Source organism: Kitasatospora sp. NPDC057518 (genome assembly GCF_042802075.1).
In the GTDB taxonomy this organism is placed as follows: Bacteria; Actinomycetota; Actinomycetes; order Streptomycetales; family Streptomycetaceae; genus Kitasatospora.
The window spans coordinates 1-10136 of sequence record NZ_JBHVEU010000319.1 but is presented as its reverse complement, the minus strand read 5'-3'; the positions used below and the strand labels follow the sequence as shown (position 1 = coordinate 10136).

At 73.9% G+C, this 10136-nt stretch carries 12 protein-coding genes; 7 read left to right on the top strand and 5 right to left on the bottom strand.

Going from position 1 to position 10136, the window contains the following annotated elements; all coding sequences use genetic code 11:
• Positions 1 to 64: 64 nt before the first annotated feature.
• The gene (locus ACFU7Z_RS27660) at positions 65 to 883 is read right to left on the bottom strand and encodes a hypothetical protein (protein ID WP_380745404.1); all 819 of its coding nucleotides are present in this window, start codon (positions 881 to 883) and stop codon (positions 65 to 67) included.
• Positions 884 to 1185: 302 nt separating this feature from the next.
• Entirely contained in the window at positions 1186 to 2259 is a 1074-nt protein-coding gene (locus tag ACFU7Z_RS27655; protein ID WP_181970669.1) for a hypothetical protein, read from the bottom strand.
• 189 nt (positions 2260 to 2448) lie between these two features.
• On the opposite strand from ACFU7Z_RS27655, the gene dapE reads away from it, so the two are divergent.
• Both dapE and ACFU7Z_RS27645 read left to right on the top strand, forming a co-directional pair.
• Positions 2449 to 3525 (top strand): succinyl-diaminopimelate desuccinylase, encoded by a 1077-nt coding sequence (gene dapE, locus ACFU7Z_RS27650; RefSeq protein ID WP_375874138.1) that lies wholly within the window; start codon positions 2449 to 2451, stop codon positions 3523 to 3525.
• A 111-nt stretch (positions 3526 to 3636) separates the two neighbouring features.
• Positions 3637 to 4446, top strand: coding sequence for a TIGR00730 family Rossman fold protein (locus tag ACFU7Z_RS27645; protein ID WP_049655631.1), 810 nt, complete (start codon positions 3637 to 3639; stop codon positions 4444 to 4446).
• A 130-nt stretch (positions 4447 to 4576) separates the two neighbouring features.
• Here the strand turns inward: ACFU7Z_RS27645 and folP are convergent, their stop codons facing one another.
• The gene (gene folP / locus ACFU7Z_RS27640) at positions 4577 to 5389 is read right to left on the bottom strand and encodes a dihydropteroate synthase (RefSeq protein ID WP_380780350.1); all 813 of its coding nucleotides are present in this window, start codon (positions 5387 to 5389) and stop codon (positions 4577 to 4579) included.
• A gap of 181 nt (positions 5390 to 5570) precedes the next feature.
• On the opposite strand from folP, the gene ACFU7Z_RS27635 reads away from it, so the two are divergent.
• Both ACFU7Z_RS27635 and ACFU7Z_RS27630 read left to right on the top strand, forming a co-directional pair.
• Entirely contained in the window at positions 5571 to 6011 is a 441-nt protein-coding gene (locus ACFU7Z_RS27635) for a DivIVA domain-containing protein (protein WP_380780347.1), read from the top strand.
• Positions 6008 to 6601 (top strand): DNA-3-methyladenine glycosylase I, encoded by a 594-nt coding sequence (locus tag ACFU7Z_RS27630; protein ID WP_380745398.1) that lies wholly within the window; start codon positions 6008 to 6010, stop codon positions 6599 to 6601. The genes ACFU7Z_RS27635 and ACFU7Z_RS27630 overlap by 4 nt, the downstream gene beginning before the upstream one ends.
• Positions 6602 to 6643: 42 nt before the next feature.
• Here ACFU7Z_RS27630 and ACFU7Z_RS27625 read toward each other — a convergent pair whose 3' ends face one another.
• The gene (locus ACFU7Z_RS27625; RefSeq protein WP_074001375.1) at positions 6644 to 7444 is read right to left on the bottom strand and encodes an enoyl-CoA hydratase-related protein; all 801 of its coding nucleotides are present in this window, start codon (positions 7442 to 7444) and stop codon (positions 6644 to 6646) included.
• A gap of 297 nt (positions 7445 to 7741) precedes the next feature.
• On the opposite strand from ACFU7Z_RS27625, the gene ACFU7Z_RS27620 reads away from it, so the two are divergent.
• Positions 7742 to 7909 (top strand): DUF3117 domain-containing protein, encoded by a 168-nt coding sequence (locus ACFU7Z_RS27620; RefSeq protein WP_074001376.1) that lies wholly within the window; start codon positions 7742 to 7744, stop codon positions 7907 to 7909.
• 160 nt (positions 7910 to 8069) lie between these two features.
• Here the strand turns inward: ACFU7Z_RS27620 and ACFU7Z_RS27615 are convergent, their stop codons facing one another.
• Complete coding sequence (locus ACFU7Z_RS27615) at positions 8070 to 8702, bottom strand: O-methyltransferase (RefSeq protein WP_049655642.1); 633 nt, start codon at positions 8700 to 8702, stop codon at positions 8070 to 8072.
• 287 nt (positions 8703 to 8989) lie between these two features.
• Here ACFU7Z_RS27615 and sigE point away from each other — a divergent pair, with 287 nt between their 5' ends.
• Together sigE and ACFU7Z_RS27605 are read left to right on the top strand one after the other, a co-directional pair.
• Complete coding sequence (gene sigE / locus ACFU7Z_RS27610) at positions 8990 to 9721, top strand: RNA polymerase sigma factor SigE (RefSeq protein ID WP_049655634.1); 732 nt, start codon at positions 8990 to 8992, stop codon at positions 9719 to 9721.
• Positions 9722 to 9843: 122 nt separating this feature from the next.
• The coding region (locus tag ACFU7Z_RS27605; protein ID WP_380780345.1) for a zf-HC2 domain-containing protein at positions 9844 to 10136 on the top strand (293 nt) is incomplete at its 3' end.

The following is a 10136-nucleotide window of genomic DNA, read 5'->3' as shown; positions in this document are numbered from 1 at the left end:
GGTGTCACGGACACCGGCCCCCTTCGGGGTTCTCCCCGAGCCGGGGGTTGTGCGGCGGCGGGGGTTACAGCGGCAGGCCGCTGAGGCTGCCGCCGCTCAGGTTGCCGCCGCCCAGGCCGCCCAGCAGGCCGCCGAGCGGGCCGAGCGCGCCGGTGAGGCCGGACAGCGGGCTGTTCGCGCCGAGGTCGGCACCGCCGAGGCGGTTGGCCGACCCGTGCTCGGCCAGGCCGAGCACGTCGGTGGCGGGCAGCTCGGCGGGCAGGGCGTGCTCGACCGAGCCGAGCGGCAGCGCGCGCTGCACCGCGCCGACCGGCAGCGCGTCGGCGACGGCGGTGCCGCCGGGGACGGCGCCGGTGAGCGTCTCGGCGCCGGGCACGGCCTGGGTGACCGAGCCCGCCTGGGTGAGTCCGCCGAGCGGGCCGGTGCCGGCGGTGGCGCTGCGGGTCTCCGCGCTCTTGCCGGTGACGGCCTCGCCGAGCTTGCCGGCCAGAGACGAGGCGACCTTCGGGGTGACCGAGGAGAGCTGGCCCGCGGTCGCCGCGGTCTGGTCGACCGGGGCGGTCAGCGAGCCGGCCTTCTCGTTGGCCTCGGGCAGCTGCTGGGCGACGATGTTTCCGGCGGCGTCGGCGGAGGCCGGTACGCCGGCGGCGACGGTGGCCGCACCCGTGGTCCCGGCGGCCTGGCCGAGCTGGTGGGTGGTGTGCTGGAGGGTGGAACCGGTGTCGGTGTTGGCCAGCTGGCCCAGCGGTGCCGCGAGGTCGCTCTTGGGCAGCAGGGCGTCCCCGCCCAGGGCGGACGCGGAGCCGGCCGCGAGAAGCGGGGTCGCTCCGGCGGCCACGACGAGCGCGGCCTGGGCGATCCGGCGCGTGAGGGGGTGAGACATGGGGCTCCTCGAAGGGGTCTGGGTCCGTCCCGTCCGCCAAAGGACCGGGCGTGGACGACCGGGCGGACGACGTTGTTACCGCTTGAGAAGCCAGAAGGTTTCGGCCGACGCAAGGAATCTTCCTGGCCGACCATCGGATCGTACGACCACGGCAGCGCTGCCCGACCGGCCCGGTCGGACGCCGTCGAACCGCCCCGGTCAAGGGGAGTGACGGTTCTCCAACCGGGTTCGCCGGAGCGGGCGGCCGGTCCATCGGGGTTGACCGGAATCACCCGTCCGGCGGCAACCCGAACACCAGTGCGTCAACTCTTGTCGGCCGGGGCCAGCGTGACCTGGACGAGCTTGGTCGAGGTGCCCGAGGTCTGGTTCTGCCAGCCGTCCTCGGACTTGGACTTGCGCCAGATCTTCCCGTCGTAGGCGACCGTCGCGATGCCCAGCTGCTGGGCCTGGGCGACCGCCCAGTGGGCGACCTCCCAGCCGCTCGCCCGCTCGGCGCTCACCCCGCCGTCCGCCGCCCCCGCGTCCGGCGAGGAGGTCAGGGCGGCGGTGGCCGGGTCCGGGGTCAGCGAGACGGCGTTCTCGGCGCCCTTGATGGTCGAGGTGTAGCCGGTCGCCGGGGTCACCGTGCGGCCGAACTCCCGGCGCACCCGGTCGGACAGCACCTGGGCCCGGTCCGGCGCGGCGGCCGGGGCCGCGGTGGCGCCCGGGGTGGCGCCCGGCGCGGCCGAGGCGGAGTCCGCCGGGTCCGGCTTGGCGTAGTCGTGCACCACGCAGGAGAACGAGGCGGGCTCCCGGCCGGCCAGCGCCGAGGTGAGCAGGGTCGCCTTGGTCTCGTGCTTGGCGTAGGCCTGCGGGTAACCGCTCTTCTGCACCGTCTGCGCGGCGTCGGTCAGCGGCATCCGGGTGTAGCCCGGGACCTTGACCAGGCCGTCCAGGAACTTGTTGGTCGCGTACACCGGGTCCGAGATCTGCGCCGGGGTGCCCCAGCCCATCGACGGCCGCTGCTGGAAGAGGCCGATCGAGTCCCGGTCGCCGCCCGCGAGGTTGCGCAGCTTGGACTCCTGCATGGCGGTCGCCAGCGAGATCGTGGTGGCCCGGTCCGGCAGCCCGCGCGAACGCGCCACCGCGGCGATCGTCGCGGCGTTGGCGGCCTGCGGCAGCTCCAGCGTGCCGTTCCCGGCCGCCGTCTTCACCGAGCACTCCTCGGACGCGCCGGGCTTGAAACCGAACCACCAGATCCCGACCACGGCCAGGCCGGCGACCATGGCCAGGCCGAGCAGCCCGACGATCACCATCAGCAGGGCGCGAAGCGGCCCGCGGCGGCGAGTGGGCTCCTCTTCGTCGCCCAGCTCTTCGCTGCTCCTTCTCCTGGCCACCGTCGCCCCTCTCGCGCCTGCACCTTGATCCGACACCGTACCCACTCGGACGGATGTGCGGCGCCTTCCGGTTGCCGTCACCCGCCCACTCGCCTCCGGGAGCCGGGGGGCGCGCCGACCGAGGCGGCCCCGGTCCGCGTCGCGGACCGCCGCACCGGCCGGACCGGGCCGCGGATTAGGCTGGCTCCCATGAGCAGCTCGAACCCGACGCCCCTGGACCTCACTCTCGACGGCGGCACGCTGACCGCCCGGCTCGTCGACATCCCCTCGGTGAGCGGCGACGAGCAGGCGCTCGCCGACGCCATCGAGACCGCGCTGCGCGGCTACCCGCACCTCACCGTGGACCGCCACGGCAACAACGTGGTGGCCCGGACGAACCTGGGCCGGGCCGAGCGCGTCGTCCTGGCCGGCCACCTGGACACCGTGCCGATCGCCGACAACCTCCCCTCGTGGGTCGAGGGCGACCTGCTCCACGGCTGCGGCACCACGGACATGAAGTCCGGCGTGGCCGTGCAGCTGCGCCTCGCCGCCACGGTGCCCGAGCCCAACCGCGACCTCACCTTCGTCTTCTACGACTGCGAGGAGGTGGAGGCCTCCCGCAACGGCCTCGGCCACCTGGCCAAGGACCACCCGGAGTGGCTGGCCGGCGACTTCGCGGTGCTGATGGAGCCCAGCGGCGGCATGGTCGAGGGCGGCTGCCAGGGCACCCTGCGGGCGCAGGTGCGGCTGACCGGCGTGCGCGCCCACTCGGCCCGCAGCTGGCTCGGGGACAACGCCATCCACCACGCCGCCGAGGTGCTCACCCGGCTGGAGAACTACCAGCCGCGCCGGGTGGAGATCGACGGCCTGGAGTACCGCGAGGGCCTGAACGCGGTCCGGATCGACGGCGGCGTGGCCGGCAACGTGATCCCGGACGAGTGCGTCGTCACGGTCAACTTCCGCTACGCGCCGGACCGCGACGAGGTGGACGCGGAGAAGCACGTGCGCGAGGTCTTCGACGGCTTCGAGCTGACCGTCACCGACTTCGCCGTGGGCGCCCTGCCCGGGCTCTCCCAGCCGGCCGCCCAGGCCTTCCTGGAGGCCACCGGCGGCCAGGCCCGGGCCAAGTTCGGCTGGACCGACGTCGCCCGGTTCAGCGCGCTCGGCGTCCCGGCGGTCAACTACGGCCCCGGCGACCCGAACCTGGCGCACAAGCGCGAGGAGTACTGCTCGCTGAGCGCCATCGCCGAGGTCGAGGACCGGATGCGCGCCTGGCTGACCAGCTGAGCCGCTGCCGGCGACGCTCGTCCGATCAGCAGTCGAACGCCACCTTCCGGATACTCAACCGACCTTCCCCCGTTGCCTGAAAACGGGGGAGGGCGGGCGTAGGGTTTCGTCATGACAGGCACAGGAGACGAGAAGCACTACGGCCACGGCCCCGAGCAGGTCGGTGCGCCGCGGAAGAAGAAGGCCTGGCCCGAGAAGCAGAAGGGCCCGGTGCTGGTGCGCCGGGACCAGGTCGGTACGAGCACCACGGACCAGCGCCTGCTGGACACCACCGGTCCGACCGACTGGCTGCACACCGACCCGTGGCGGGTCCTGCGGATCACCTCGGAGTTCGTCGAGGGCTTCGGCGCCCTCGCCGAACTCCCGCCCGCGATCAGTGTCTTCGGCTCCGCCCGGACCCCGGTCGACTCGCCCGAGTACCAGGCGGGCGTGGCCATCGGCCGGGCCCTCGCCGAGGCCGGCTACGCGGTGATCACCGGCGGCGGCCCGGGCGCGATGGAGGCCGCCAACCGCGGCGCCTCCGAGGCGGGCGGCCTCAGCGTCGGGCTCGGCATCGAGCTGCCCTTCGAGCAGGGCCTCAACGAGTTCGTCGACCTCGGGCTGAACTTCCGCTACTTCTTCGTCCGCAAGACGATGTTCGTGAAGTACGCGCAGGGCTTCGTGGTCCTGCCCGGCGGCCTCGGCACGCTGGACGAGCTGTTCGAGGCGCTCACCCTGGTGCAGACGAAGAAGGTCACCCGCTTCCCGGTGATCCTCTACGGCAGCGCCTACTGGGGCGGCCTCTACGAGTGGCTGAAGGACACCCTGGTCGCGCAGGGCAAGGCGGCCCCGCACGACCTGGAGCTGTTCCACATCACCGACGAGATCGACGAGGTCATGAAGATCCTCGCCGACGCCCGCCGGCCCGCGAACGAGATCTAGCGCGAGCGAGCCGAAGGGTCGCGCCGGTGCCGAAAGCGAGGAGCGACAAGCGAGGGACGAGCGCCGGAGCGACGAACGTCGGCACCGGGTCCGAGCGCCCCGGAGGCGAGCCGAGCGCCGACAGGAGGGTTCACGCCAGCCCCCGGCGGGCGACCGCCGGGGGGCGGGTGCCCCGGATCGAGGCGACCATGTCCAGCACCTGGCGGGTCTCCGCGACCTGGTGCACCCGGTAGACCCGCGCGCCCAGCCAGGCCGAGACCGCGGTGGTGGCCAGGGTGCCGAGCAGCCGCTCGTTCACCGGCCGGTCCAGGGCCTCGCCGACGAAGTCCTTGTTGGAGAGCGAGACCAGCACCGGGAAGCCGGTCGCGGTCATCTCCGGCAGCCGCCGGGTGGCCTCCAGCGAGTGCCGGGTGTTCTTGCCGAAGTCGTGCCCCGGGTCGATGACCACCGCGTCCCGCCGCACGCCCAGCTCCACCGCGCGCTCGGCGAGCCCCACGGTCACCCGCAGGATGTCCGCCATCACGTCCTCGTACCCGACCCGGTGCGGCCGGGTACGGGGCTCGGCGCCGCCCGCGTGGGTGCAGACCAGCCCGGCGTCGTACCGGGCGGCCACCTCGGCGAGCCTCGGGTCCACGCCGCCCCAGGCGTCGTTCAGCAGGTCCGCGCCCACCTCGCAGACCGCCTCGCCGACCTCGTGCCGCCAGGTGTCCACGCTGATCACCGCCTCGGGGTGGCGCTTGCGCAGCTCGGCCACGAAGGGCACGGTGCGCCGCAGCTCCTCCTCGACCGTGACCTCGTCGCCCGGCCCGGCCTTCACCCCGCCGATGTCCAGGATCGCCGCGCCCTCGGCCATCGCGCGGTCCGCGGCGGCGAAGGCGGCCTCGTCGGCGAAGGTCGCGCCCTTGTCGAAGAACGAGTCCGGCGTCCGGTTGACGATCGCCATGATCACCAGCTCGTCGTCACCGAATTCCCGCGGTCCCAGGCGCAGTGCCACCGATGTCTCCTCCAGAGCTCCTGCGGGTGCGATGATGGCCCCCGGCCTCACTAAGGGACCATGCTGTCATGATCAGTGTGGTTGCCTGCCACCACATAGCGGACCGGCCGGGAGTTCGGGAGGACAGCTCGTGTTCTGGGTGATCGTGGTCGCCATGGCCGTGGTGGTCGGCGGTGCCGCCCTGGTGGCGCTCGGCGGGGGCGGCTCGATGTCGGAGGCGGCACCGGACCGGATCTCCGCGCGGCTGCCGCAGGACCGCCCGCTGGGCCGGGCGGACGTGGACGAGCTGCGCCTGCCGATGGCGCTGCGCGGCTACCGGATGGACGAGGTGGACGACGTCCTGGACCGCCTCGGCGCCGAACTCGCCTACCGCGACGCGCGGATCGCCGAGCTGGAGGCCGCCGCCCACCTGCGCGGCGCCGTCGAGGCGACCAGCGCCCCCGACCCGGCGGCCGAACCGCTGCCCGGCCTGGAGCAGTTCGCCCAGGTGGTCGAGCCGGCCGTGGTGCTCGCCAAGCAGCCGGCCGGGGAGCACGCCCCCGAGGACGCGAAGCCGGGGACGGAGAAGTGACCGACCCGGCCGGGGGCGCGGTTCTCGGCGCGGACGGCCTGCGCCGCTGCGGCTGGGGCGACTCCACCGACGACTACCGGGTCTACCACGACACCGAGTGGGGCCGCCCGGTGCACGGCGACGACGCGCTGTTCGAGCGGGTCTGCCTGGAGGCCTTCCAGTCCGGCCTGTCCTGGCTGACCATCCTGCGCCGCCGCGAGGGCTTCCGGGCCGCGTTCGCGGGCTTCCGGATCGCCGAGGTCGCCGAGTTCGGCGAGGCGGACAAGGAGCGCCTGCTCGCCGACGCCGGCATCATCCGCAACCGGGCCAAGATCGAGGCGGCGATCGCCAACGCGCGGGTCGCCCGCGACCTGGCGGGCGGCCTGGACGCGCTGATCTGGCAGTTCGCCGCCGAACCGGGCCGGCCGGCCCCCCGCACGATGGGCGAGGTGCCGGCCGTCACGCCGGAGTCGACGGCGCTGGCGAAGGCGCTGAAGAAGGCGGGCTTCCGCTTCGTCGGCCCGACCACCGCGTACGCCCTGATGCAGGCCTGCGGGCTGGTCGACGACCACCTGGCGGACTGCCACGTCCGCACCGGCGCCAAGGGCTGACCGGCGGGTCCGGGCCGGCCGGTCCGGACCCGGACACCGGCCCTAGCGGCCCAGGTACGTCGGCTTCTCCTTGGCGATGAAGGCGCGCACCGCGATCCGGTGGTCCTCGCTGTCGCCGGCCAGCGTCTGCAACTCGTCCTCCTTGTCGAGGAGTTCGTCCAGCGAGTGGGAGGCGCCGTACGCCAGCGACTCCTTGATGGCGCCGTAGGCGACGGTCGGGCCCTCGGCCAGCTCGCGGGCGAAGGCCCGTGCGGTGGCGGCGAGTTCCCCGGCCGGCACCACCCTGGTGGCCAGGCCCAGCTCGGCGGCCTCGGCGGCCTTGACCGTGCGGGGCAGCATCAGCAGCTCGGTGGCCCTGGCGTGCCCGACCAGCCGGGGCAGCGTCCAGGAGGCGCCCGAGTCGGCCGTCAGCCCGATCCCGGCGAAGGCGGTGTTGAAGCCGGCCCGGTCGGACAGGACGCGGAAGTCGCAGGCGAAGGCGAGCGAGGCGCCGGCCCCGGCCGCCACCCCGCCGACCGCGGCGACGGTCGGCTTGCGCATCCCGGCCAGCGCCCGCACCAGCGGGTTGTAGTGCTCGCCGACGGTCCGCAGCGCGCCCTCGCCGGTCTCCTCGGCCCGCTTCAGCATGGCCAGGTGCTCGTTCAGGTCCTGTCCGACGCAGAACGCCCGCTCGCCCGCTCCGGTGAGCAGGACGGCCCGCACCGCCGGGTCCGCGGCCGCGGCGGTCACGGCGTCGCGCAGCGCGACCTTGGTGGCGACGTCGAGCGCGTTCATCGCCTCCGGGCGGTTGATGGTGATGACGGCCAGGCCGCCGTCCAGCTCGTACAGCACGGAATCGGACATGGGTGAGGGCTCCCGGGATCGAGGCGTTGTCGGTCGTGTGTGTCAGGATGCCGGAGCACGCGGGGGCCTGGGGAGTGTGAGGTATCGCACCTTCGGGCGGTGTCCGCACCACCGCCACGCCGGGGCTTATGACGTGGTTTGCGGCGGTTGGGGGCGGTCCGGTCGTGGTTGCACCGAGAGTGATGTTGGTCATCAGCCCGTGGCATGCGGGATAATGGCTTCCGATCAATGCGTTCGATACCGGCGGTGGACGGACTGCCGGTGCGTAGCTGAGCGGTTGCAGGAAGGGGAACGAGCATGGCGGCCATGAAGCCGCGGACGGGTGACGGCCCGCTCGAAGTCACCAAAGAGGGACGGGGCATCATCATGCGCGTTCCGCTCGAAGGCGGCGGACGCCTTGTGGTGGAGCTCACGCCGGACGAGGCCCAGGCCCTCGGCGAGGCCCTGAAGAAGGCCTGCGGCTGACCGCAGCAGGTGCTCGCCATCTCCTGGAGATGTGCTGCCGGGCCCGGGTTCGACGTCATGTCGGCCCGGGTCCGCACGTTTTCCCGGGCCCGGGCCCGGGCCCGAAGGGGCGCCGGGCTCGGCGCGTGACGCTCAGCGCTTGATGTTCAGCGCTTGACGTTCAGCGCTTGACGGCGCAGAGCAGCCCGTCCGACACCGGCAGCAGCGCCGGCAGCAGGGCCTCGCTCTCCCGCACGTCCCGGACCAGGTCCCGGACCGCGCCGGTCTGCGGGTCCTGGAGCTCCGGCTCGGCCAGCCGGCCCTCCTGGAAGACGCCCTCGAAGCAGACCATCCCGCCCGGCCGCAGCAGCCGCAGCGCCTCCCGCAGGTACTCGCAGGACTCGACCGGGTCGCCGTCGCAGAACACCAGGTCGTACTGGCCGTCGGCGAGCCGGGGCAGCACCTCCAGCGCCCGGCCCGGTATGAATCGGGAGCGGTTGGCCGCGAACCCGGCCGCCTGGTACGCCTCGCGGGCCAGCTGCTGGCGCACCGGCTCGGAGTCGACCGTGGTGAGCACGCCGTCCGGCCGCATTCCGCGCAGCAGGTAGACCCCGGACACCCCGGTGCCGGTGCCGATCTCGGCCACCGCCTTGGCGTCCAGCGCGGCGGCCAGCAGCCGCAGGCAGGCCCCGCCGCTCGGTCCGATCGCCCGTATCCCGGTCCGCGCGGACTGCGCCCGGGCGTAGGTCAGCACGGCGTCCTCGCTCACGTAGGTGTCGGCGAGGGCCGCGTGCGCGGGCCCGAACTCGCTGATGGCTGCCTCTTTCGGAGCCCCGGGCGAGGCCCGGTGCCGAAGGATGTCGATATTTCCTGGCACAGATTACTGGCCGACCGGGAACCGCGTACGGCGGCGGGCCGTTGTCAGGACGGACCGGGTGCGGAAGACCTCCCGGGCACTTTTATCCGGGCTTGACGGGTGAGGTGGATATGGTGGTGGCCCTGCTGGGCAGAAGAGCCGACCGAGGAGGTGTGGCCGAGGGCGACGTCCCTGTGCGGCGGCACTCCCGCGGCACCGCGTCAGCCCGTACGCCGAAGCCCGTGATGAACCAGCCTGCGCACTCCGACCTGGACCAGCCCGTGGCCGCGACGCCGGCCGGCGGCGCCACCGAGGCCCCCGCCCTCGCGACCTTCACCGAGGGTCCCGACGCGCAGACCTGGACTCCGCCCAGCTGGGAGGAGATCGTCGAGGCGCACAGCGCCCGCGTCTACCGGCTCGCCTACCGCCTGACGGGCAACCAGCACGACGCCGAGGACCTCACCCAGGAGGTCTTCGTCCGGGTGTTCCGTTCGCTGTCCACGTACACCCCCGGCACGTTCGAGGGCTGGCTGCACCGGATCACCACCAACCTCTTCCTGGACATGGTCCGCCGCCGCCAGCGCATCCGCTTCGACGCGCTCGGCGAGGACGCGGCCGAGCGGCTCGCCTCCCGCGAGCCGAGCCCGGCCCAGCACTTCAGCGACACCCACTTCGACGCCGACGTGCAGCAGGCGCTGGACACCCTGGCGCCGGAGTTCCGCGCCGCGGTGGTGCTCTGCGACATCGAGGGCCTGTCCTACGAGGAGATCGCCGCCACGCTGGGCGTCAAGCTCGGCACCGTCCGCAGCCGCATCCACCGCGGCCGCTCGCACCTGCGCGCCGCGCTCAAGCACCGCGCCCCCGGCTCGGCCCCCGGCCGGGAGCGCCGCGGCGGCTCGGAGGAGCCGGTGCCGGTCGGCGTCGGCGCGGTCGAGGCCGCGGTCGCGCCCGGTGGGCGCGGACGGAGGCGGTCGTGAGCGGAACCAGCCGGTCCGGTTCGGGTCGGTCGGACGCCTCCGACCGGTCCCCGAACCGACGGGGCTGGGCCCTGCCGGGCCGTCGCGGAGGCGACGAACCCGGTGAGCCCGTGCTGCCCGCGGTGGCACTGCCCGCGGACACGGCGCTGCACGCGCTTCCCGTCCGCCCCGCCGCACCCGCCGAGGACCACCACCTCGGCGAGCGCCTCTCCGCCTTCCTGGACGGCGAGCTCGGCCACGACTCGCGCGACCGCGTCCAGGCCCACCTGGCGACCTGCCCGCACTGCCTCGCCGAGGTCGACGAGGCCCGCGCCGTCAAGCACATGCTGACCCGCACCGGCACGCCCGGCCCGTCCTCCGCGCTGATGGCCCGCCTGATGGCCGTCGGCGGCCTTCCCGAGGACGCCCCGGCGGC

Coding starts and splice junctions, on each gene's coding strand:
- folP (WP_380780350.1), bottom strand. CDS start 5,389: ATGGCGATCGTCAACCGGACGCCGGACTCGTTCTTCGACAAGGGCGCG.
- dapE (WP_375874138.1), top strand. CDS start 2,449: ATGAGCAGCTCGAACCCGACGCCCCTGGACCTCACTCTCGACGGCGGC.
- ACFU7Z_RS27660 (WP_380745404.1), bottom strand. CDS start 883: ATGTCTCACCCCCTCACGCGCCGGATCGCCCAGGCCGCGCTCGTCGTG.
- ACFU7Z_RS27620 (WP_074001376.1), top strand. CDS start 7,742: ATGGCGGCCATGAAGCCGCGGACGGGTGACGGCCCGCTCGAAGTCACC.
- sigE (WP_049655634.1), top strand. CDS start 8,990: ATGAACCAGCCTGCGCACTCCGACCTGGACCAGCCCGTGGCCGCGACG.
- ACFU7Z_RS27645 (WP_049655631.1), top strand. CDS start 3,637: ATGACAGGCACAGGAGACGAGAAGCACTACGGCCACGGCCCCGAGCAG.
- ACFU7Z_RS27625 (WP_074001375.1), bottom strand. CDS start 7,444: ATGTCCGATTCCGTGCTGTACGAGCTGGACGGCGGCCTGGCCGTCATC.